We start from the raw sequence: 20,201 nt of genomic DNA on the forward strand, positions 1-20,201 counted from the left end.
CGGTGTTACCCTCGCTCGATGGCACTGTCGCGCAGGGCGGTCCTGAAGCTGGGGGCACTCGGCACAGCCGGGTGCACGGTCCTCACGGGCCGCGCGGTGGCCGGTGAATCACCACCCGTCGAGCGAGCCCTGCGCGAGGCGATGCGCGAACTGCAAGGCGCGCCAGGCGGTCCGCCCGCCATTACCGTCGCGTTCAGACGGAACCACGGCACGGCCTTCCGCAGCGTCGGCGTGTCCGATGTGGCGACGGGCCGGAAACCCCGGCCCGACGACCACATGCGCGTCGCGAGCGTGGCGAAGGCGTTCAGCGCCGCGACCGCGCTGTCCCTGGTGAGCCGCCGCCGGCTGGGGCTCGACGACACGGTCGGGCGGCGGCTGGACGGTTTCCCCCCGCAGTGGTCGGCGGTGAGCCTCCGTCAGTTGCTCGGACACACCAGCGGGATCCCGGACTTCAGCCGGTCACAGCGGTTCCGCGACGCGCTGCTGGCGTCCCTGCAGGACCCGCCGCCCCCGCGCGACCTGCTCGGCTACCTCGACGACCCCGGTCTGCTGTTCACGCCCGGCACCCGGTACGCCTACTCCAACTCGGACAACATCCTCGTCGCGCTGATGTGCGAGGCCGCGGCCGGCGGGCGCTACGAGGACCTGCTGCGGCGGCACGTCGCGCAACCGCTGGCGCTCCACCGCACGAGCCTGCCGCGCGGCTCCGCGCTGCCCGAACCGCACCTGCACGGCTACGACGGCACCGAGGACGTGACCCGGCTCGTCGCCGCGGGCTGGAGCTGGGCCTCCGGCGGAGTGGTGTCCACACCGGCCGATCTGGCGCGCTTCATCGGCGGCTACCGGGCGCTCCTGCACCCGGCGGTGCGCGCCGCGCAGCTCACGTTCCGGCCGGGCGGTTCGGAACCGCCGGGGCCGGGTGTCAACGCGGCCGGACTCGGCATCTTCCGCTACGACACGCGGTACGGCCGCGTCTACGGGCACACCGGCAACACCCCGGGCTACACGCAGTTCGCCGCGGCCACCCTGGACGGCCGCCGGGCCGTCGCCGTCAGTGCCACCGCGCAGATCACCCCGGACAGCGACCCCGCGCTGTTCGGGCGGTTGCGCGGCATCTACGAACTCGCCGTCGGCGCGCTCCTTCACACCAGCGCGAGGTCGTGAGCGACCACCCGGCCGGCGTGGACCACCGTGCGGTGCGGCAACCGGTCCTGCACCGCGGCCGCGGGCGCCTCACCGTCGAGCAGCACCAGGTCCGCCGGGTCGCCCACCGCGACTCCGGGGCGGTCCCGCACGTCCTGCAGCCGCGGCAGCGACGGGTCGAGCACTGTCGCGCCGCCCCAGGTGCCCACGGCCAGCGCGTGCTCGACGAGGTGGTCGTTTCGGAACCCGTTGGTGAACGCCAGCTGCCAGGTCCGGTCGAGCAGGTCGGCGTTGCCGTAGGGGGACCAGTAGTCGCGCTGCCCGTCGTCGCCGAGGCCGACGCGCAGGCCGGCTTCGGTGAGCCGCTGCAGCGGGAGCGTGCCGCGGCCCGGCGGCGCGACGGTGGCGACCGAGATGTCCAGCTCGGCCATCTCGGCCAGCACCTCGTCCAGCCGCGGCGACGGGGTGTGGGCGAGGGTGAAGGCGTGCGAGATGGTGACCCGGCCGCGCAGGTCCAGCGCGCGGGTCCGCTCGATGATCAGGCCGAGGCTGAACAGGCCCAGCTCGCCGGGTTCGTGCAGGTGGACGTCCACCGGCACCCCGTACCGGTCGGCGAGCCCGAACACGATGTCCAGGTGCCGCACCGGGTCGCCGTCCACGCCGCACGGGTCGATGCCGCCCATCACGCCGGCGCCGTCCCGCAGCGCGGCCTCCATCAGGTCCGGGACGCCCGGTTCGCGCAGCAGCCCGGCCTGCGGGAAGGCGATGATCTCGACCTCGGCCCGGCCGGCGTGCGCCTCCCGCGCGGCGACGACGGCTTCCAGGCGTTCCAGCTCGCAGTCGGCGTCGACCTGGGCGTAGCCGCGGACGCGGGTGACGCCGTGCGCGATGAGCTGGCCGAGCATGTGCGTGGACCGCTCACGCATCGGCACGTCGCCCTCGCGCCAGTGGGCGCGGTCGTGCAGCATGTTCGCCCACACCCCGCCGGGGGAGTCGTTGGGCCGCCACGGCAGGCCCAGCCGCGTGGAGTCCAGGTGGACGTGCACGTCGGAGAACGAGGGGACGAGCAACCGCCCCTCGCCCGCGAGCTGCGGCACGCCCTCCGGTGCGGAACCGCCGGCCGCGGTCACCGCCGCGATCCGGCCGTCGCGGATTTCCACGTCGGACAGGGGGCCGCCCCACGGGCGCACGCCCGTCACGTACAGGTCGTTCACCTGGTCAGCATCGCACGACAGGCGCGGAGGACCGGCTTGATCCATCCTGGGCGGGTGGTGGTGGACGACGAGGTGGTCCGGCGGACCGCCGGCGTTTCGTCGCGGCGGTGGCTGGTGATCGCCGCCGTGGCGGCCGCGCTGACGGTGGCGGTCTACCTGCTGGCCGTGTGGACGGCGAGTGGACAGGCGCTGGAGAACGCCGCGCTGCGGGGCGCCGACCAGGCGGACGCGGCCGAGTCGGGGCAGGCGTGGCAGGCGCTCGACGAGATCACGGTCTACTCGCTGGCCGGGGCGACGCTGCTCATCGCGCTGACGGGCGCGCTCCGCCGCCGCTGGGACCTCGCGGTCGCGGCGGTCGGGGTGATCGTGCTCGGCCAGGTGGTCGTGCAGGTGCTGAAGCGGTTCGTGCTGGTCCGGCCCGCGCTGGTGCCGGTGACGGGCGACTTCGGCCACAACAGCCTGCCCAGTGGCCACACCACGATCGCCATGACCGTCTTGTTCGCGGCCGTGATCGTCGCGCCGTACCGCTGGCGCGGCGTGGTGATGCTGGTCGTGCTGCCGTGGGCGGTGGGCATCGGCCAGTACACGCTCACCGCGAAGTGGCACCGGCTCTCCGACACCCTCGCCGCCGACGCGATCGCCCTCGCGCTGGCGGCGCTGGCGTCGTGGTGGCTCGCGCGGCGCGGCGCGGTGCACCCGTACGAGGGAAACCGCCGGCTCGGCCGGGTGGTCATCGGTGCCTTCGCGGTGCTCGCCGCCCTGGCCGGCCTGACCCTCGGCGCCATCCTGTGGGGTGTCCCGCTGGCGCGCGAGGGCCTGGCCGGGGCGGACGAGTGGGTGATCTACCTGGGCGCCGGATCGTTCGCCTCCGCCGGGTCGATCGTCGCGGCGCTGGTGTTCCTGCTGTCCTGGCGGCGCCTGGCCACCTAGTGCTTGCCGTGCGGGTCCGCGGCGTTGAGGGTGGCCACGACCTGGTCGTAGTCGCCGCGGGCCTCGCCGTAGCGGAGGAACTTCACGTTCTCCACCTGGATCTCCTTGGCGTCCGGCTGCGTCTCGAACAGCTTGACCACCTCGTCGGCGAAGTCGTCGAGCGGCATGGCGAACTCGCTCTCCTCCTGGCCGGGCAGCAGGGCGGTCCGCACCGACGGCGGCTCCAGCTCGACGACCTTGACGGAGGTGTCCGCGAGCTGCAGCCGCAGCGACTCGCTGAGCATGTGGATGGCGGCCTTGCTCGCGTTGTAGCTCGGCGTGGCCTTGAGCGGGGCGAACGCCAGGCCCGAGGACACGGTCACGATGGTCGCGTCAGGCTTGCTCTGGAGGTGTTCGACGAATGCGGCGATGAGCCGGATCGGGCCGAGCACGTTCGTCGTCACGGTCTCCTCGGCCGAGGCCAGGAAGCCCTCCGGGCGGTGCCAGTCCTCGACGCGCATGATGCCGGACATCGCGATGATCACGTTGAGGTCGGGGTGCTTGCCGATGACCTCGTCGGCCGCGGCGCGGATGCTGCCGGCGTCGGCGGTGTCGATGCGCACGGTGTCGAACCCCTCGGCGGCGAGCGAGTCGAGCAGTTCGGTGCGGCGGCCGCCGACGATGACGGTGTTGCCCTTGGCCCGCAGCCGCCGCGCGAGGGTGAGGCCGATGCCGCTGGTGGAACCCGGGATGAAGATGGTGTTTCCGCTGATGTTCATGTTCCCGAGTCTGGCCGGGCGCGACAGGGCGGTGAAGAGATCGCTCATCGGGGGATCGGCGGTCCCTGGTTCGCCCGGCCCGGGGGCGGATACTGGGGGTATGGAGCGTGAAGAGCTGGCGGCGTTCCTGCGCAGCCGCCGGGAACAGCTGCGGCCGGAGGACGTCGGGCTGCCCGCCGGGCCGCGTCGCCGGGCGGCGGGTCTGCGGCGGGAGGAGGTCGCGGCCCTGGCGGCGATGTCGACCGACTACTACACGCGGCTGGAGCAGCAGCGTGGCCCGCAGCCGAGCGAGCAGATGCTGGCCGCGCTCGCCCGCGCGCTGCGTCTGACCGCCACCGAGCGCGACTACCTGTTCCGCATCGCCGGCCGCAACGCACCCACACCGGTGGTGGCGGCAGCGCACGTGGCGCCCGCGCTGCAGCGCGTGCTGGACCGGCTGTCGGACACGCCCGCGCTGATCCTGTCGAACCTCGGCGAGGTGCTGGTGCAGAACAGCATGGCCGACGCCCTCTACGGCGACCGGTCGCACCTGACGGGCTGGGCGCGCAGCGAGATCTACCGCTGGTTCACCGACCCCGCGGAGCGCCGGATCTACCCGGAGCACGACCGGGGGCGCCAAGGCCGGGCCCTCGTGGCGGGCCTGCGGGCGGCGCTCGGGTCGATGGGGCCGCAGTCCCGGGCAGGCGAGCTGGTGCGGGTGCTGACGAAGGCCAGCCCGGAGTTCGCGGAGCTGTGGGAACGGCACGAGGTGGCCAAGCGGTTCGTGGACCACAAGGTGCTCGTGCACCCCCAGCTGGGCGACATCGAGGTGGACTGCCAGGTGCTGTTCACCGAGGACCAGTCGCAGATGCTGCTGGTGCTGACGGCGCCGCCACGCACCGAGGCGGCGGAGAAGCTGCAGCTGCTGGGCGTGGTCGGCACGGAACGGTTCGACAGCGTTCGCTAGATCAGGCGAAGCGCTCGGGTGACTCACGTCGTTGCTCGAGCTCGGCGAGGAACTCCAGCACCCGGGCGTTGACCTCGTCAGCCGACTCGCCCGCGATCGCCCGCGGCCACAGCTCGACCCGGGCGTCCGGCAGCAGCTCCCGGGCGCGGGTGGCCGCGCGCCGGCCGTCGTGGATGACGCTGCGGGCCGCGATGAGTGCGAGGACGGGGACGGTCAGGCCGCGCAGTCGCGCGTCGGTGAACAGCGCCGGCGTGGGCAGCGTGATCCGGTAGGTCCGCATGCCCTCATCGATCACCGTGGTCACCGGGTCGTCCTCGGCCACTTCGGCGCCGCCGGAGATCCAGGCCAGGAAGGCGGGGACGAGCGTGAGGGCGGTGCGCACGCGCAGGGGGACCGGGAACGGGGTGAAGGTCCGCACCGGGTCGATCGGGGCAGCGAGGCGAGCCGGTCCGGTGCGCGCACGGCCAAGTTGGCTGCGAGCCACCCGCCGAAGGAGTAGCCGACGAGGTGGACGTCGGGGGGCCCAGCGTGGCGAGCACGGTGCCGAGCCCCGCGGCCTGGTCGTCGGCGTCGCGGATAGGCGCGGTCTGCTCGCTGCGTCCCGGCTCACCGATCAGGCGCTGAAGGACCCGGAGATCGCCGAGCGGTTCCGCCTCGGCCACGCGCAACTCCGCGACGCCGTCGCCACCATGATCACCGCCGGCCAGGCCGACGGCGACCTGCACGCGGACCTGGACCCGATCCGGGAAGCCGACCTGCTGCTGGCCCTCGTCGCCGGTCTCGGCGACGCGGTCCTGCTGGGGCACCGGACGCCGGCGGAGGTGATCTCGCTCGTGGATCACCACCTGTCCCGCCTGACGCCGTGACGGCGGCAGCAGCCTCAGGCGAAGCGCTCCCGCACCTCCTCCGCCGTCAGGCCGAACTCCTCCAGCGTGTAGCGGTGCGAGGGGCGGCCGGCGCCGGTGGTGCTCTCCTCGTACACCGCCCGCATCGCCGACTCCGCGGCGGTCGTGAAGGGCAACCCGAAGTGCTCGTAGACCGACGCGACCACCGCCAGCGGGTCGGCCACGAAGTCGGCGTAGTCGACGTCGTAGAACTGCGCCGGGTCGTGCTTGGCCCGTTCCCGCTTGAACGTCGCCGCCCCGCGGGACCACAGCTCCAGCTGCGACCGGCCGACCACCGGGCCCTGGAAGACCGTCGACCAGCCCGCCGACGCCTGCTGGTTCAGGCTGCACACCGACGCGATGATCGTCTCCGGCGCGCGGTGCGTCTGGATCACCAGCGCGTCCGGGTAGACCGCGAGCAGCGCGTCCAGCGCGAACAGGTGGGACGGGTTCTTCAGCACCCACCGCTTGTCCCGGTCCGGCAGCCCGATCAGCTGCAGGTTGCGCCGGTGCCGCGCGTACGCGTCGGTCCAGTCCTGCGCCGCCAGCCACTCCGAGTACGTCGGCACGTGGGCCAGGCACTCGTACGACACCGACTTCGCCGACTGCCGCAGCAGCTGCCAGCACTCCTCGACCTGCTCGGCGGAGCTGTGGTGCACCCCGAGGAACTCCGGGTGCTCGACGTGGTGCTTCTCGTACCCGGCCTGGATGCCCTGGAACACCGGGTTCGCCGCCCACATCTCCCGCGGCGGCCGCGGCTGCGGCACCTCGGCCAGCCACACCTCCAGCCCCTGGTGCGCCGGATCGGCGGTGAGCAGCCGATGCAGGGCCGTGGTCCCGGTGCGGGGCAGCCCGGTGACGAAGATCGGCCGCTCGAGGCGCACCTCGGCGTACTCCGGAAAGCGCTTCCACGCCTCCTCGCTGAGCAGCCGGGCCACCAGCGCCTGCCGCAGGAACGCGCGCTTGATCTTGTTCCCGAACGGGGTCAGCCCGGCGTCCCGCGCGTAGGACTCCAGCAGCACGGCCAGGCCCTCGTGGTACTCGTCGCCGCCGAAGTCGCTCAATCCGCAGAACCGGGTCGCGGAGGCGTGCAGGTCGTCGACCGTGCCGACGCTGTCGCGTCCGATGCTCATCGCCGGAGCCTCCTCAGTGGTGGTATTCGCCGCAGTTGACGTCCAGGCACTGCCCGGTGATCGCCCGCGCCATCGGCGAGGCAAGGAAGATGACGGCGTCGGCGATCTCGTCGGGTTCGGGCAGCCGGCGCAGGTCGATGGTCGAGGCGGTTTCGGCGTACACCTCGTCGCGCGTGATCCCGCGCTTCTCGGCGAGGTAGCCGAAGTACCACTTCAGCGAGTCCGCCCAGATGTAGCCGGGCGCCACCGAGTTGACCCGGATGCCGCGCGGTCCCAGCTCGGTCGCCAGGCTCTGCGCGAGCGCGAGCAGGCTCGCCTTCGCCATCTTGTACGGCCCGTACGGCTGCCGCGAGTGCCGCAGCACCGCCGAGTTGATCACCACCACCGAGCCGCCCGCGGACTCCAGCGCGGGCAGGAACAGCCGGGTCAGCCGCAGCGCCGCGATCGAGCTCGCCTCGAACCCCGCGCGCACCCCGTCCAGGTCCACGTCGGCCAGGTTCGTCATCGGCGGGATCGCGAACGCGTTGTGCACCAGCGCGTCCACCCGGCCGAAAGTGTCCACAGTGGCCTCGACGAGCCGCTGGGCGTCGCTCTCGCTGGTGATGTCCGTCGGCACCGAGATCGTGCGGCGGCCCAGCTCGTCGATCTCCTTGGCGACCTCCGCCAGCCGGGACTCGGTGCGCGCCGCGAGCACCACGTCCGCGCCTGCCTTCGCGCTCTCCACCGCGATCGACCGGCCCAGCCCCGGCCCGACCCCGGACACCACGACCACCTTGTCGCGCAACAACATCAGCCCAGCATCCTCGCGGCCGTGGCGGCCTGCCGGGCCGCGATCCGGGCGGACCACTCCGCGGGGGTCACCGTCGCCTGCTCGTAGTAGGCCAGCCGGTCCGGCAGCTCGGCCACCGGCACGATCTCGACCTCCGGCCCGTCGTCCGGTTTCAGGTCGCGCGACAGCCGCTGCCACCGGATCTGCACGTACCCCCGCCGGTGACCGGTGCGCTCCAGCCAGTTCGCCACGCCGGGATCGCGCTCGCTGATGACAAACCGCATCTTCCCGTCCGGGTCCACCCGCGCCTGGTCCGCGGTCAGGCTCGTCTGGTGGTTGGCGTAGTCCAGCGAGACGTACCACATGCTGCCCAGCTGGATGCCCTGGTACGGCGCGTCCGCGCAGCGCGGCACGGTCACCACCATCGCCTGGTCGTCGTCGAGGTCGTAGTGCCCGACCGAGGAGAACTGCGTGCTCAGCCCGCCCGGCGTGGCGCGCGGCTCGGTCATCGTGTTGACCGGCAGGTCGAGGTAGAACCACTTCGGGAAGGCCAGGAAGGTGTTCAGCCGGGACAGCAGGATCTTGCCCGCGACGCCGTACCGCTTGACGAGCGTGTCCCGCGACAGCGGCGGCGGAGCCTGCCCTTCGGCGCCGACGCGGTGGATGCGCACCATCCCCGGCCGCTCGGCGGCCCAGTCGCTGAACACCTCACGCACGATCAGCATCGCCGAGCCCGGCCCGAGCGGAAAGCGGTTGCGGCCGCTCAGCCCGGGGCCGAACCGGATCTCGAACCGGCCGTCGTCGTCGATGTCGAAGGCGCGGTCGTCGAACGCGGTGAGGCTGTCCGGCACCTCGACGGGGGAGTAGTTGCCGTTCAGCACCTGGAAACTCAGGTCGGCGGTGGTACCGCGCTGCCCGGTGACCACGTACTCGGCGTCGTCGCGCAGGTAGGAGTGGAAGTACAGGGTGTCCGGGTTGTCCAGGCCCATCTTCGTGTACGGGCCGGTGGAGCGGACGAAGAACGGGAAGTCCTTCTCGTACGCCCAGGCCATCTGCAGCGAGGCGCGGATGCTGCCGGCCAGGTAGTCCAGACCCTCGACCAGATCTTGTTCACCCGCGATGTGCGGGGCTTCGCGGATGATCTTCTCGGCCTCGGCGAGGGCTTCGGCGAACGGCTGCGTGAGCACCGGCGGCTCCTGGAACGTGTTCTAAGCGGATGGGACGGCCCACCGGTTCGCGGTGAGCTGGAAGCTCTTCAGGTCCGCCAGCGACAGCATCGCCTCGTAGGTGCGGACGTACCCGGTGTGCGAGATCCGCCAGACGCCGTCGGCCTCGCGCCGGTAGCGGTCCTCGTAGAAGGCGGCGCCGATGATCGCGACGTTGTGCTGGGTGGCGATCACCTGGTCCTGGAACGCCCAGGTGCCGGTGGCGGTGTCGCCGTCGACGTCGATCTCCGGCTGCGTGGCCAGGTGCACCGTGATGATCTCGGGCACAAGGCGCTCGCGCAGGAAGCCCACGATCGCGTCGCGGCCGGACAGGCGGATCGGGTCGCCGTAGGTGGGGGTGCCGTAGTCGGCGGTGGCGTCTTCGGTGAAGGTCCCGCCGATCTCGTCCCAGCGCTTCAGGTCGACGCAGCGCAGGTACGCGTGCTTGGTCCGGCGGATCGCCTCGATCGCGGCAAGGTCCATGCGCCCAGCATGCTCGCCCGGTTGACCGCTGGCAAGAACGTGTTCTAATTTTTCCGGGTGACCACGGTCTACGAGCTGTCCCACCTCGACCTGCTCGAGGCGGAGTCGGTGCACATCTTCCGCGAGGTGGCGGCCACCTTCGAGCACCCGGTGCTGCTCTTCTCCGGCGGCAAGGACTCGGTGGTCATGCTCGCGCTGGCCGCCAAGGCGTTCTGGCCCGCGCCGCTGCCGTTCGGCGTGCTGCACGTCGACACCGGCCACAACTTCGACGAGGTGATCGAGTTCCGGGACCGGGTGGTGGACCGGATGGGCCTGCGGCTGCACGTCGCCCGCGTGCAGGACGACATCGACGCCGGCCGCGTCACTGAGGACACCGGCCCGCGCGCCTCCCGCAACCGGTTGCAGACCGTCACGCTGCTGCGGGCGATCCGCGAGGGCGGGTTCGACGCGGTGTTCGGCGGCGCCCGCCGCGACGAGGAAAAGGCGCGCGCCAAGGAACGCGTCTTCAGCTTCCGCGACGAGTTCGGCCAGTGGGATCCCCGCAACCAGCGGCCGGAGTTGTGGAACCTCTACAACGGGCGGCACCGGCGCGGCGAGCACATCCGCGTGTTCCCGCTGTCCAACTGGACCGAGCTGGACATCTGGTCCTACATCGCGGCCGAGCGCATCGAGCTGCCGCCGATCTACTACGCGCACCGCCGCCCGGTGGTGCAGCGGGACGGGATGTTGCTGGCGCACACCAGGTTCCTGCGGCTGCTCGACGGCGAGGAGCCGTACGAGGCGACCGTGCGGTTCCGCACCGTCGGGGACGCCACCTGCACCGGCTGCGTGAACAGCACCGCAAGCACGGCCGACGAGGTGGTCGCCGAAGTCGCCGCGACCCGCGTCACCGAGCGCGGCGCGACTCGCGCGGACGACCGGATCTCCGAGGCAGGCATGGAGGACCGCAAGAAGGAGGGCTACTTCTGATGCCCCAGCTCCTGCGCCTGGCCACGGCCGGCAGCGTGGACGACGGCAAGTCCACGCTCATCGGGCGGCTGCTGTTCGACTCCAAGTCCCTGTTCACCGACCAGCTGGCCGCGGTGGAGCGGGCGAGCAGGCAGCGCGGTGAGGACTACCCGAACCTCGCGCTGCTCACCGACGGCCTGCGCGCCGAACGCCAGCAGGGCATCACGATCGACGTGGCCTACCGCTACTTCGCCACACCGCGGCGGAAGTTCGTCATCGCCGACACACCGGGCCACATCCAGTACACGCGCAACATGGCCACCGGAGCGTCCACAGCGGACCTCGCGCTCGTCCTGGTGGACGCGCGCAAGGGTGTGCTGCAGCAGTCCCGGCGGCACGCGTTCCTGGCTTCCCTGCTGGGAATCCCGCACCTGGTGCTGTGCGTGAACAAGATGGACCTGGTGGGCTGGTCGCGGGAGCGGTTCGACGAGATCCGCGAGGACTTCCGCCGGTTCGCGATGAAGCTGGACGTGACCGACCTGTCGTTCATCCCGGTGTCCGCGTTGCACGGCGACAACGTGGTGCACCGCTCGGCGAGCATGCCGTGGTACGAGGGCACGTCGCTGCTGCACCACCTGGAGGAGGTGCACGTCGCCTCCGACCGCAACCTGATCGACGCGCGGCTGCCCGTGCAGTACGTGATCCGCCAGGGCGGCCGGGACTTCCGCGGCTACGCGGGAACCGTGGCGGGCGGGGTGTTCAAGCCAGGCGACGAGGTGGTCGTGCTGCCGTCCGGGTTGTCCAGCCGGGTGGCGGCGATCTGGGGGCCGGGCGGGATGCCGGTCACCGAGGCGTTCCCGCCGCAGGCCGTGACGATGCAGCTGACCGGGGAGCTGGACGTCGGCCGCGGCGACCTGATCTGCCGCCCGGCGAACCGGCCGCACACCGGGCAGGATCTGGACGCGATGGTGTGCTGGCTCGCCGAGGCCGGTTCGCTGACGCCCGGCGCGACGTACACGATCCGGCACACCACGGCGGAGACGACGGCGGCGGTGCAGAAGCTGGACTACCGCCTCGACGTGGACACACTGCATCGCGACGAGACCGCGAAAGCGCTTGCGCTCAACGAGATCGGGCGGGTGCAGCTGCGCACCCGCAAGCCGTTGCTGTTCGACCCGTACCGGCGCAACCGGGCCACTGGCAGCTTCATCCTGGTCGACGACACCACCGGGAACACCGTCGCGGCCGGCATGATCACCGGTCCCGCGCTGCCCGCGTCGCGCGTGGTGTGGCACGCGGCCGCGGTGGGCAGGGAGGAACGCGCCACGCGCGGGCTGACGGTGTGGCTGACCGGGCTGTCGGCGTCGGGGAAGTCGACCATCGCGGTCGAGCTGGAGCGGCGGCTGGTCGCGGCGGGGCGTCCGGCGTACCTGCTGGACGGCGACAACCTGCGGCACGGGCTCAACGCCGACCTCGGGTTCAGCGCCGAGGACCGGGCCGAGAACGTGCGGCGCGTCGGGGAGGTGGCGCGCCTGTTCGCCGATGCCGGTGTGGTGGCGGTGGCGTCGCTGATCAGCCCCTACCGGGCGGACCGGGACCGCGTGCGGGAGGTGCACGAGCGGGCCGGGCTGCCGTTCCTGGAGGTGTTCGTGGACACGCCGCTGGAGGTGTGCGAGGCGCGGGACCCGAAGGGGATGTACGCGAAGGCGCGGGCGGGGGAGATCCGCGGCTTCACCGGCGTCGACGACCCCTACGAGGCGCCGGTCTCACCGGACCTGGTGCTGCGGCCGGACGATCCCGATCCGGCCGCGCGGATCCTGACCCTGCTGAACCGGAGTGCGCTGTGGGAGTGAACCAGCGGGCGGAGATCCGCATGACCGAGGCGGAGATCGCGGAGTTCGTGGCGGCGAGCCGGACGGCGACGATCGCGACCCTGGGCGCGGACGGCACACCGCACCTGGTCGCGATGTGGTTCGCCGTGCTGGACGGGACGATCTGGCTGGAGACGAAGGCCAAGTCGCAGAAGGCGGTCAACCTGCGCCGCGACCCGCGCATCACGGTGCTGGTGGAGGACGGCCTGACCTACGACGCGCTGCGTGGCGTGTCGATCGAGGGGCGCGGCGTGATCAGCGAGGACCCGGACGAGATCTGGGCCGTCGGGGTCAACGTGTTCGAGCGCTACTACGGGCCGTACTCGGCGGAGCTGCGGCCCGCGGTGGAGATGATGCTGAACAAGCGGGTGGTGGTGCGGGTCGACCCGGTGCGGGTGCGCTCGTGGGACCACCGCAAGCTCGGGCTGGACCCGATGCCGCTCGGCGGGTCGACGGCGCCCTAGCCCTCAGCCGAGCAGCTTGCCGCGCAGCTCGGCGACGTCGGCCGCGTCGAAGCCGTGCGCGTCCAGCCACCTCACCGCGCCTCCGTAACGCCGGTCGACCTCGCCGAGGAACAGCGACATCGTCTCCGGCTTGGGGCGGTGGTCGTCGTCGTCCGGGCGCTTGTCCAGGTCCGGCGCGTAGGTGGGGGAGGCGCGCAGCCGGTCCAGGATCGCGCGGATCCGCTCGCCGCTGGCGGCGTAGTCGGCGACCACCGCGTCCCGCCGCACGCCGGCGACCGTCAGCGCGAACGCGGTCACCACGCCGGTCCGGTCCTTGCCCGCCGCACAGTGCACCAGCGCCGCGCCCGGCGCGTCGGCGATCGTGCGCAGCGCGCCGACGATGCTCTCCGGCCGGTCCTCCAGGTAACCCAGGTACAGCGCGGTCATCACGTCGTCGGGGAACCGCTCGATCGTCCGCTGCCGCCGCTTCAGGTACAGGGCGTCACTGATGTCGTCGGCCGTCGCGTCGGTGGTGCCGCCGCTCTCGGGCAGGACCGAGTAGTGGTGGTGCCGCACCGACTCGACGTTCGTCAGCGGCCCCGGGCCCTCCTTGGTCACCTCGGGGGTGCCGCGCAGGTCGACCACCGTCGTCAGGCCGAAGTCCTCGACCAGGACCTTGATGTCGCGCGGCGTGAGCCCCTGCAGGTTGTCCGACCGCAGCAGCCGCCGCTTCGCGACCGCGCCGCCGTCCTCGGTGGGCAGCCCCCCGACGTCGCGCGCGTTGACCGCGCCCTCCAGTTCGAGCCAGTGCATGGCCCCCATCGTTCACCGCGCCGCCGATCCAGCCAAGGGCCGCGCGCGGTCGCCGGGGTCGGCGGGCGCGGGGAGCGTGGCGGTGACCCCGCGCCGCCCCAGCCACCGCCACCAGCCCAGCATCCCGATGTGCAAGGCGATCAGGTGCCCGGCGAACGTGACGATCCCGCCCAGCGTCCCCGGCCCGTCTATGAGGTAGATCACGACGACCCCGGCTTCGATCGCGGGGACCGCCCACATCCGGAACCGCCGCGCCAGCACCGGCACGAGCGCGCCGGCGGTGGCGAAGAACCCGTAGCTGACCCCGATGTCGAGCCACCGGCCGTCGGTGGCGGGCAGCAACCCCTCGGCCAGCGCCCACATCACCGGCAGCTCGGTCGCCAGCGTCGCGAGCACGTGCCCGCTCGCGAAGACCGCGCACGTCCACCCCGCGCCGATCCGGCGCTCCAGCGGGGCGACGGCGAACGTGAAGATGATCACGTACACGAGCCAGCCGTCGTCGCCGAGCCACAGCGCGCTGCTGACCAGGCTCATCACCGGCCGGTGCCACAGGTTGTGCGCGTCGGTGCTGGCCAGCTCCAGCAGGCGCGCCGAGACCGTCTCGCCGAGCAGGTGCTGCAGCGCGGTGGTGGCCAGCAGCACCACCAGGTACCAGAACGTGAACGGGGTGCTCACGGGGCTGGGCAGCAACCTGGTCACGTTCGCAGTTTTCCCGCGCCCGCTGTGAAAACACTGTGACCACCCGTCCGGGTCACCGTCCGCCGAGCAGCAGTTCGACCTGCTCCACGAGGAGCGGGGCCTCGGCGGCGACGTCGAGGGTGCCCGGTTCCAGGTGGCTGGTCGCGGGCGGCGCCGCGAGGCCGACATCCGCGCACGCGACCCGGACGAACCGGCCCTCGACCGACGGCGGCCCGGACCTGCCCTCCGAGGCGCACGACCTGCTCGGCGCCACGAGCGCGCCCTGCGCGACGTTCGCTCGGCGCCGCGGCGGAGCTGCGGGACCGGGCGCGGGACGTCGGCGTCGTCGGGCGGGAGCGGGGCTCGCGGCACCCGCGGCCATGGTGGCCGGTCTCGCCGAAAACGCGGTGACCGCCCAGCGGAGGTCGGTTAGCGTCCGGGCATGCGCACAGCCTTCGGAGCCGAGTTCGACGTCCCCGCCGGATACCTCAACACCCCGAGCATCGGGATCCCGCCCGCGGCGGTGGCCGACGCGGTGGCGGCGTCCGTCGAGGCCTGGCGCGCCGGGGCCCACCAGCCCGGCGACTTCGACCCGCTCGTCGCGCGGGCCCGGGAGTCCTTCGCGCGGCTCGTCGGCGTGCCCGCGGACCGGATCGCCATCGGCGCCGCCGTGTCGCAGCTGCTCGCGAGCGTCGCGGCCGGGCTGCCCGAGGGCGCCCGCGTGCTGACCGCGGAGGGGGAGTTCACCAGCGCGACGTTCCCGTTCGCCGCCCGCGGCGCGCGCGTCACCGAGGTCCCGGTCGCCGAGCTGCCCGGCGCCGTCCGCGGCCACGACCTGGTTGTGGTGAGCGTCGCGCAGTCCCGGGACGGCGCGCTGGTGGACCTGGACGCGCTGCGTGCGGAGTCCGAAGCCGCGGGGGTCCCCGTCGCCCTCGACGCGACCCAGGCCGCCGGCTGGCTGCCGCTGGACCTGGAGTGGGCCGACTGGGTGGTGGCCGCGGGCTACAAGTGGCTGATGTCCCCGCGCGGCTGCGCCTGGCTCGCGGTGCACCCGCGCGCCGCGGAGCGCACCGTGCCCGTCGCCGCGAACTGGTACGCGGGCGAGGACCCGTGGCAGGCCACCTACGGCATGCCGCTGCGCCTGGCCGAGGGGCCGCGCCGGTTCGACGTGTCGCCGGTGTGGTTCGCGCACGCCGGCGCGGCGGTGGCGTTGCCGTACCTGGCTTCGCTGGACCTGACCGCGGTCCGCGCGCACGACGTCAAACTGGCCGACACCCTGCTGACCAGGCTCGGCCTGCCGGAACGGGGCAGCGCGATCGTGGCGCTGGACGCCGATCCGGCGGCCCTCGCCCGTGCCGGGGTGACGGCCAGCGTCCGCGCGGGCCGGGCGCGCGTCGGCTTCCACCTGTACAACACCGAAGACGACGTCGAACGGGTTGTGGACGCGTTGCGGTGAGTCACCCTGACGAGTGAGCTACGGTGTCCCCCCGTGGTTGGTGCGCAGTTCATCCCCGGCCGCGGCGACACCGCGCCGCTGCCCCGGATCCCCGCCGGGCCGCCGTCCCGGCGCGCGGGCGGCCCGCTGCTCAAGGCAGCCGGACTGGTCGCGGTGGCGGTCGTGGCGGGACTCGTGTGGTGGCTCCTCCGCGGCGGCTCCGCGGAGGAGACCCCGCCGGCGGCCCAGTCGCCCGCCAAGGAGTTCCAGTTCGTGGTCAGCGACGGCCCGGTGGCCGCGACCGACTGCGCCGCGAACTCCTACTCGCAGGTGAAGCAGTTCTTCACGCAGCACCCGTGCCAGCGGCTGTCCCGCGCCCTCTACACGACCAGCAGCGGGGCCACCCGGGCGCTGGTGTCGGTCGCGGTGGTCACCATGTCCACCCCGGAGGACGCGCAGCAGCTGAAGAAGCTCGCCGATACCGACGGCACCGGCAACGTGAACGACCTGGTGCGCGACGGCACGGCGAAGATCCCCGGCGCGCCGAAACTCGCCGACGGCGACTACCTGTCCCGCGTCACCGGCGCCGCGGTGACCATCGTGCTGTCCGCCTTCTTCGACGGCCACGCCGACGAGGCCACGCTGCAGCGCATCAGCAAGGAGGCGCTGGACCTCGCGCCGGGCGCCTAGCTGTAGGGATCATGGACGGGGCACAAGTGGCTGCGCCGGTTCCGGGAGGAGGGCGAGGCCGGGCCGGCCGACCGTCCGAGTCGCCCGCACCTCACCGACCCGAAAGTCTGCGGAGGTGGAGCGCAAGGTCCTGCGGGTGCGGCAGGACCGCCGGCCCGGCCCCGCCAGGATCGCCGGAGTCCTGGACGTGCCGGCCTCGACCGTGCACCGCATCCTGGGCGCCTAGCCGGCGTTGCGCAGGTAGGCGACCAGCGAGTCGATCAGCAGGAACGGCGGCTTGCCCAGCGCGGGGATGTCCGGTGACGGCGGGAGCCGCTCGCCCGCGACGACCAGCTCCTTCGAGCTCTGCAGGAACACCGGCTGGTGCCCCTCGTCCAGGACGAACATCACCGCGGTGTGGTCGACCAGCCGGGCGATCGTCGTGCCGGTGATGCCGGGCCGCGAGCCGGTGAACCGGGCGCCGGTGCCGAGGTAGACGCCGCGGCGGCCGGGGTCGGCCTCCCGCCAGCCCTGGTCGGCGCCGGGCACCAGGCGCGGATCGCCGTGGGCGGACTGCAGCTCGCTCAGCGCCCGGCCCTGCACCTGCGGCAACGGCTCGTCGACGAGCGGCTGCGCGACCTCGTACAGCGCGTAGCGGCTGCCGCCGGGCTCGGGCGGGACCAGGAACAGGTGCAGCACGACGAACTCGCCGGGCCGCCCGTGCGGCATCCGGATCAGCTGGCGCAGCAGCAGGCCGCGCAGGCGGGCGGCGCCGTCCCCGGACAGGCCGGCCAGGGTGCGGGTCAGGGTCAGCAAGGGGCGTCCTCGGGCGTCGAACGTGTCCGGGGAAGGTTATGTCGTCACGCGCCGTCGCGCGCCCCCAGTCAGCTTTGGGCGGCCGAGCCGGGCAGCACGATCGCGGTCGGCTGCTCGCCCGCCGCCTCGCGCCAGCGTGTGCCGCGCCTGGCCGAGGCGAGCAGCGCCTTGAGCGCCACGCCCCGCAGCGCCGCGTCGTCGGTCTGCTCCAGCACGCCCCGCCAGGCCGTGGCGGCGTCGGCCTCGGCGGTGGCGACCACGCTCTTCGCCGACGTCGCGTCGGTGACCGGCCGCGGCGGGACGTAGGCGGGCTCGGCCACGCCCGGCTCCACGCCGGCGGCGGTCAGCATCCGCACGCACGCGTCGCGGCGGTCCTGGTGCTCGGCGGTGCCGTCGGCGACCCCCGCGGTGTAGTTGCCCGGCAGGAACGCGCTGACCAGCCCGTAGACCCACAGCGCCGCGTGCTCGGCCGACAGGGCCTGCTGCACCGGCCCGACCGACTCCGGCGGGATCGCCGACGCCGTCGCGGTCACCTGACCCGGCTCGGCGCCCGGCCCCAGCTTGGTGCCGACCTGCTGCAGCCCGGCGCAACCGCCCGCGACGGCGGCCACCAGCCCGGCCCGGTACCGCGGCAGCCCCCCGACCAGGCCCTCGGCCTGCTGCCGGGCGGTGGCCAGCCGCTGCTTCAGCCCCGCCATGCCCTGCTCGGACGGCACGACCACGGCCGGCTGTGACTTCGGCCGGTTGAGCCGGTCCACTTCGGACTGCAGGGCCCGCGCGTGCGCGGTGCGGGCCGCCGCGTACTGGCGCGCCACGTCCGCGTCGGCGGACGAGGACGCGGCCACGGCGTCGGCCGCGGCGGCGTCGGCGCGGGCCTGCTCGGCCAGCAGGGCCAGCGGATCCGGTTCGTCGGAGTAGCCGGTTGCGCACGCGGCGAGGGGCGCGGCCAGTGCCGCCAGGGCGCTCGCCCGCAGGACGTCACGACGGGTACGGGGTCTCACGTGCGCCCATCCTGCCAGGGGACCGGTGACCACGGGCGGTGACCGGGGCCAACAAGATAAGCTTGTCCCTCACCGACCGACAGCACACCAAACAGGAGAGCGCCAAGGTGCCTGGAGAACTCGCCGCCCGGCTCGAGCCGATCGTGGCCGAAGCCGTGTCCGGCGCGGGTTTCGACCTCGACGCGCTCGACGTCCAGCAGGCGGGCCGCCGCAAGCTCGTCAAGGTCGTCGTCGATTCCGACGACGGCGTGGGACTCGACGAGGTCGCCGACGTCAGCCGAGCCGTCTCGGCCGCGCTGGACGAGAACGAGCAGCTGATCGCGGGCGCCTACACGCTCGAAGTGACCTCGCCCGGCGTCGACCGCCCGCTGACCCGCCCCCGCCACTGGCGCCGTTCGCGGTTCCGCCTGGTGCGGATCACGCCGCGGGAGGGCGCCGAGTACGTGGGTCGCGTGGGGCACGCGGGCGAGGACTCGGTGCGGGTGCTGGTGGCCGGTGCGATCCGGGACGTGCCCTACGCCGACGTGGCCAAGGCCGTGATCGAGATCGAGTTCAGGCAACCACCGACCGAGGAGCTGAAGCTGCTCGACCAGGACGCCTCGGAGCACAACGCAGGCGAGCCGGAGGAGGATCCGAAGTGAACGTGGACATCGCGGCCCTGCGCGCGATCGAGCGGGACAAGGACATCCCCTTCGAAACGGTCATCGAGGCCATCGAGACCGCGCTGCTGACGGCCTACAAGCACACCGAGGGGCACCAGCCGCACGCCCGCATCGACATCGACCGCAAGACCGGCGTCGTGCGCGTCCTCGCGCACACGCTGGACGAGAACGGCGACGTCGACGAGGAGTGGGACGACACCCCCGAGGGCTTCGGCCGCATCGCGGCGACCACCGCGCGGCAGGTCATCCTGCAGCGCCTGCGCGACGCCGAGCACGAGAAGACCTACGGCGAGTTCTCCACCCGCGAGGGCGAGATCGTCGCCGGCGTGATCCAGCGCGACGCGCGGGCCAACGCCCGCGGCATGGTGATCGTGCAGGTCGGCGACACCGAGGGGGTGATTCCCCCCGGCGAGCAGGTGGCCGGCGAGCGGTACGAGCACGGCGAGCGCATCAAGGCGTACGTGGTCACCGTGTCGCGCAGCGCCCGCGGCCCGTCGATCACCCTGTCACGCACCCACCCGAACCTGGTGCGCAGGCTGTTCGCGCTGGAGGTCCCCGAGATCGCCGACGGCACCGTCGAGATCGCCGCGGTCGCCCGCGAGTCCGGGCACCGCACCAAGATCGCCGTCCGGTCCACCGTGCCGGGCGTCAACGCGAAGGGCGCCTGCATCGGCCCGATGGGCCAGCGGGTGCGCAACGTGATGAGCGAGCTCGGGGGTGAGAAGATCGACATCGTCGACTACTCCGAGGATCCGGCTCGCTTCGTCGGGAATGCGCTGAGCCCCGCCAAGGTTGTTTCGGTACGGGTGGTGGACGAGCGTGCGAAGACGGCCCGCGTCGTGGTGCCGGACTTCCAGCTGTCCCTGGCCATCGGCAAGGAGGGCCAGAACGCCCGCCTGGCCGCCCGGCTCACCGGGTGGCGGATCGACATCCGCAGCGACGCGGCCGCCTCAGAGGAGGACGCCACGCCCGCAGCGACAACCGGTTCGGCTGAGTGAGGGGCCAGGAGTTAAACTCGACGGTGGTGCGGAGCTCGCGCTCGGATACCGCACGCTCGGAGCGCCGGGGCGACACCCCGGTGCGGACGTGTGTGGGGTGCAAGAAGCGAGCTCCCGTCGGTGAACTACTGCGAGTGGTCGCGCTGGACGGGCGGCTGGTCGCCGACACGCGTCGGCGGCTGCCGGGGCGGGGTGCCTGGTTGCACCCCGGGCCGGAGTGCCTGGCCAAGGCCGAGCGGCGGCGGGCGTTCCCCAGGGCCCTGAGGGTCCACGGGACGCTGGACGCGGCGGAGCTGCGCGAGCACCTGGGGCAGGTCACCGGGAAGCATGGACAGGGGAGCGTCCCCGGTCCGGATGGAACGAAGGAAGCAGGTCGACCCGTCATGAGTCAGCCGTGAAGCT

General features: G+C 72.9%; 24 protein-coding genes and 1 pseudogene. 13 read left to right on the forward strand and 12 right to left on the reverse strand.

What is annotated here, in order from left to right; genetic code table 11:
* Nucleotides 1-18: 18 nt before the first annotated feature.
* Complete coding sequence (locus ABZ193_RS00760; protein WP_354708345.1) at nucleotides 19-1,164, forward strand: serine hydrolase domain-containing protein; 1,146 nt, start codon at nucleotides 19-21, stop codon at nucleotides 1,162-1,164.
* Here ABZ193_RS00760 and ABZ193_RS00765 read toward each other — a convergent pair.
* Nucleotides 1,143-2,357 (reverse strand): amidohydrolase family protein, encoded by a 1,215-nt coding sequence (locus ABZ193_RS00765; RefSeq protein ID WP_354708346.1) that lies wholly within the window; start codon nucleotides 2,355-2,357, stop codon nucleotides 1,143-1,145. The genes ABZ193_RS00760 and ABZ193_RS00765 overlap by 22 nt on opposite strands.
* Before the next feature lie 54 nt (nucleotides 2,358-2,411).
* Between ABZ193_RS00765 and ABZ193_RS00770 the strand changes: the two genes are divergently transcribed.
* On the forward strand, nucleotides 2,412-3,287 hold the full coding sequence (locus tag ABZ193_RS00770) for a phosphatase PAP2 family protein (RefSeq protein ID WP_354708347.1): 876 nt from the start codon (nucleotides 2,412-2,414) through the stop codon (nucleotides 3,285-3,287).
* Here the strand turns inward: ABZ193_RS00770 and ABZ193_RS00775 are convergent.
* Nucleotides 3,284-4,045, reverse strand: a complete 762-nt coding sequence (locus ABZ193_RS00775) for an SDR family NAD(P)-dependent oxidoreductase (protein ID WP_354708348.1) — start codon at nucleotides 4,043-4,045, stop codon at nucleotides 3,284-3,286. The genes ABZ193_RS00770 and ABZ193_RS00775 overlap by 4 nt on opposite strands.
* Before the next feature lie 100 nt (nucleotides 4,046-4,145).
* Between ABZ193_RS00775 and ABZ193_RS00780 the strand changes: the two genes are divergently transcribed.
* A complete protein-coding gene (locus ABZ193_RS00780) occupies nucleotides 4,146-4,991 on the forward strand; it encodes a helix-turn-helix transcriptional regulator (RefSeq protein WP_020418696.1) in 846 nt (281 codons plus the stop codon).
* Nucleotide 4,992: 1 nt separating this feature from the next.
* On the opposite strand, the gene ABZ193_RS00785 is transcribed toward ABZ193_RS00780, so the two are convergent.
* Nucleotides 4,993-5,409, reverse strand: coding sequence for a hypothetical protein (locus ABZ193_RS00785; RefSeq protein ID WP_354708349.1), 417 nt, complete (start codon nucleotides 5,407-5,409; stop codon nucleotides 4,993-4,995).
* A 34-nt stretch (nucleotides 5,410-5,443) separates the two neighbouring features.
* On the opposite strand from ABZ193_RS00785, the gene ABZ193_RS00790 reads away from it, so the two are divergent.
* Nucleotides 5,444-5,857, forward strand: coding sequence for a TetR family transcriptional regulator C-terminal domain-containing protein (locus tag ABZ193_RS00790; protein WP_354708395.1), 414 nt, complete (start codon nucleotides 5,444-5,446; stop codon nucleotides 5,855-5,857).
* 14 nt (nucleotides 5,858-5,871) lie between these two features.
* Here the strand turns inward: ABZ193_RS00790 and ABZ193_RS00795 are convergent, their stop codons facing one another.
* The 4 genes from ABZ193_RS00795 to ABZ193_RS00810 are packed head-to-tail and all read right to left on the reverse strand — an operon-like array spanning nucleotide 5,872 to nucleotide 9,465.
* Nucleotides 5,872-7,008 (reverse strand): sulfotransferase, encoded by a 1,137-nt coding sequence (locus tag ABZ193_RS00795; protein WP_354708350.1) that lies wholly within the window; start codon nucleotides 7,006-7,008, stop codon nucleotides 5,872-5,874.
* 13 nt (nucleotides 7,009-7,021) lie between these two features.
* The gene (locus ABZ193_RS00800; protein ID WP_354708351.1) at nucleotides 7,022-7,798 is read right to left on the reverse strand and encodes an SDR family oxidoreductase; all 777 of its coding nucleotides are present in this window, start codon (nucleotides 7,796-7,798) and stop codon (nucleotides 7,022-7,024) included.
* Nucleotides 7,798-8,964: a hypothetical protein gene (locus ABZ193_RS00805; RefSeq protein ID WP_354708352.1), complete on the reverse strand. Its 1,167-nt coding sequence runs from the start codon at nucleotides 8,962-8,964 to the stop codon at nucleotides 7,798-7,800. The genes ABZ193_RS00800 and ABZ193_RS00805 overlap by 1 nt, the downstream gene beginning before the upstream one ends.
* 21 nt (nucleotides 8,965-8,985) lie before the next feature.
* Nucleotides 8,986-9,465, reverse strand: a complete 480-nt coding sequence (locus ABZ193_RS00810) for a nuclear transport factor 2 family protein (RefSeq protein WP_354708353.1) — start codon at nucleotides 9,463-9,465, stop codon at nucleotides 8,986-8,988.
* Nucleotides 9,466-9,522: 57 nt separating this feature from the next.
* On the opposite strand from ABZ193_RS00810, the gene cysD reads away from it, so the two are divergent.
* The 3 genes from cysD to ABZ193_RS00825 are packed head-to-tail and all read left to right on the forward strand — an operon-like array spanning nucleotide 9,523 to nucleotide 12,748.
* A complete protein-coding gene (cysD, locus tag ABZ193_RS00815; protein WP_020418703.1) occupies nucleotides 9,523-10,434 on the forward strand; it encodes a sulfate adenylyltransferase subunit CysD in 912 nt (303 codons plus the stop codon).
* Nucleotides 10,434-12,266, forward strand: coding sequence for an adenylyl-sulfate kinase (cysC, locus tag ABZ193_RS00820; protein ID WP_354708354.1), 1,833 nt, complete (start codon nucleotides 10,434-10,436; stop codon nucleotides 12,264-12,266). The genes cysD and cysC overlap by 1 nt, the downstream gene beginning before the upstream one ends.
* Nucleotides 12,267-12,286: 20 nt before the next feature.
* On the forward strand, nucleotides 12,287-12,748 hold the full coding sequence (locus ABZ193_RS00825) for a PPOX class F420-dependent oxidoreductase (RefSeq protein WP_235716144.1): 462 nt from the start codon (nucleotides 12,287-12,289) through the stop codon (nucleotides 12,746-12,748).
* 3 nt (nucleotides 12,749-12,751) lie between these two features.
* On the opposite strand, the gene ABZ193_RS00830 is transcribed toward ABZ193_RS00825, so the two are convergent.
* From ABZ193_RS00830 to ABZ193_RS00840, 3 genes are read right to left on the reverse strand one after another with little or no spacing between them, the layout of a single operon-like run.
* Nucleotides 12,752-13,540 (reverse strand): tyrosine-protein phosphatase, encoded by a 789-nt coding sequence (locus ABZ193_RS00830; protein WP_354708355.1) that lies wholly within the window; start codon nucleotides 13,538-13,540, stop codon nucleotides 12,752-12,754.
* A gap of 12 nt (nucleotides 13,541-13,552) precedes the next feature.
* Nucleotides 13,553-14,239, reverse strand: a complete 687-nt coding sequence (locus tag ABZ193_RS00835; protein ID WP_354708356.1) for a rhomboid-like protein — start codon at nucleotides 14,237-14,239, stop codon at nucleotides 13,553-13,555.
* Between the two features lie 52 nt (nucleotides 14,240-14,291).
* Complete coding sequence (locus ABZ193_RS00840) at nucleotides 14,292-14,492, reverse strand: hypothetical protein (protein WP_354708357.1); 201 nt, start codon at nucleotides 14,490-14,492, stop codon at nucleotides 14,292-14,294.
* 168 nt (nucleotides 14,493-14,660) lie between these two features.
* Between ABZ193_RS00840 and ABZ193_RS00845 the strand changes: the two genes are divergently transcribed.
* The 3 genes and pseudogenes from ABZ193_RS00845 to ABZ193_RS00855 form a co-directional block, all read left to right on the forward strand.
* Nucleotides 14,661-15,674 (forward strand): aminotransferase class V-fold PLP-dependent enzyme, encoded by a 1,014-nt coding sequence (locus ABZ193_RS00845; RefSeq protein ID WP_354708358.1) that lies wholly within the window; start codon nucleotides 14,661-14,663, stop codon nucleotides 15,672-15,674.
* A 33-nt stretch (nucleotides 15,675-15,707) separates the two neighbouring features.
* Nucleotides 15,708-16,343 (forward strand): hypothetical protein, encoded by a 636-nt coding sequence (locus tag ABZ193_RS00850; protein ID WP_354708359.1) that lies wholly within the window; start codon nucleotides 15,708-15,710, stop codon nucleotides 16,341-16,343.
* A 27-nt stretch (nucleotides 16,344-16,370) separates the two neighbouring features.
* Nucleotides 16,371-16,442: pseudogene (locus tag ABZ193_RS00855) on the forward strand (leucine zipper domain-containing protein); the annotation flags it as partial.
* Between the two features lie 123 nt (nucleotides 16,443-16,565).
* Here the strand turns inward: ABZ193_RS00855 and ABZ193_RS00860 are convergent.
* Both ABZ193_RS00860 and ABZ193_RS00865 read right to left on the reverse strand, forming a co-directional pair.
* The gene (locus tag ABZ193_RS00860; protein WP_020418711.1) at nucleotides 16,566-17,138 is read right to left on the reverse strand and encodes a hypothetical protein; all 573 of its coding nucleotides are present in this window, start codon (nucleotides 17,136-17,138) and stop codon (nucleotides 16,566-16,568) included.
* 68 nt (nucleotides 17,139-17,206) lie between these two features.
* Complete coding sequence (locus ABZ193_RS00865; RefSeq protein ID WP_354708360.1) at nucleotides 17,207-18,139, reverse strand: ferritin-like domain-containing protein; 933 nt, start codon at nucleotides 18,137-18,139, stop codon at nucleotides 17,207-17,209.
* Between the two features lie 107 nt (nucleotides 18,140-18,246).
* On the opposite strand from ABZ193_RS00865, the gene rimP reads away from it, so the two are divergent.
* The 3 genes from rimP (at nucleotide 18,247) to ABZ193_RS00880 (ending at nucleotide 20,197) form a co-directional block, all read left to right on the forward strand.
* Nucleotides 18,247-18,780 (forward strand): ribosome maturation factor RimP, encoded by a 534-nt coding sequence (gene rimP / locus ABZ193_RS00870; protein WP_027935973.1) that lies wholly within the window; start codon nucleotides 18,247-18,249, stop codon nucleotides 18,778-18,780.
* Entirely contained in the window at nucleotides 18,777-19,799 is a 1,023-nt protein-coding gene (nusA, locus tag ABZ193_RS00875; protein ID WP_020418714.1) for a transcription termination factor NusA, read from the forward strand. Before rimP ends, nusA begins: the two co-directional genes overlap by 4 nt.
* Before the next feature lie 134 nt (nucleotides 19,800-19,933).
* Nucleotides 19,934-20,197, forward strand: a complete 264-nt coding sequence (locus ABZ193_RS00880) for a YlxR family protein (RefSeq protein WP_354708361.1) — start codon at nucleotides 19,934-19,936, stop codon at nucleotides 20,195-20,197.
* The last annotated feature ends 4 nt before the right edge of the window (nucleotides 20,198-20,201 follow it).

This window comes from Amycolatopsis sp. NPDC006125, assembly GCF_040614195.1.
Lineage (GTDB): Bacteria > Actinomycetota > Actinomycetes > Mycobacteriales > Pseudonocardiaceae > Amycolatopsis_E > Amycolatopsis_E tucumanensis.